This is a genomic window from Halomonas sp. 11-S5, assembly GCF_029889825.1.
GTDB lineage: Bacteria > Pseudomonadota > Gammaproteobacteria > Pseudomonadales > Halomonadaceae > Halomonas.
The window spans coordinates 1-507 of sequence record NZ_JARANW010000064.1 but is presented as its reverse complement, the minus strand read 5'-3'; the positions used below and the strand labels follow the sequence as shown (position 1 = coordinate 507).

The window sequence follows — 507 nt, the reverse complement described above, 5'->3', positions numbered from 1 at the left end:
CGCCCTGGCGCTGATGGCCCTGCAGGCGCTGCTCCATCTGGTGCAGTCGATTCGCGCCCGTCCCGCCGACCATGAGCCCGCCGCCCATGAGTCCACCGACAGGGAGACACGCTGATGGATATCGGGACGGCCACGATCCTGATGATCGCCGCCATCTTCGGCCTGCTGGTCACCGGCCTGCCGCTGGCCTTCATCACCGGCCTGGTGGCCATGGTCTTCACCTTCGGCTGGTTCGGCGAGACGGCGCTGCCGCTGGTCACCAGCCGGGTGTTCAGCTTCATCACCGAGTACTCGCTGGTGGCGGTACCGATGTTCGTGCTGATGGCCTCGCTGCTCGACCGCTCCGGCATCGCCAAGGACCTGTTCAACGCCATGCGGGTGTTCGCCGGGCGACTGCCCGGGGGCGTGGCGGTGCAGACCATCGTGGTGGCCTTCTTCCTCGCCGCGCTGTCGGGGATCATCGGCGGCGAGATCGTGCTGCTGGGCATCCTGGCGCTGCCGCAGATG

Annotated in this window: 1 protein-coding gene; it reads left to right on the top strand. The window is 68.0% G+C overall.

Going from position 1 to position 507, the window contains the following annotated elements; all coding sequences use genetic code 11:
• Nucleotides 1-114: 114 nt before the first annotated feature.
• The coding region (locus OP497_RS17550; RefSeq protein WP_280550778.1) for a TRAP transporter large permease subunit at nucleotides 115-507 on the top strand (393 nt) is incomplete at its 3' end.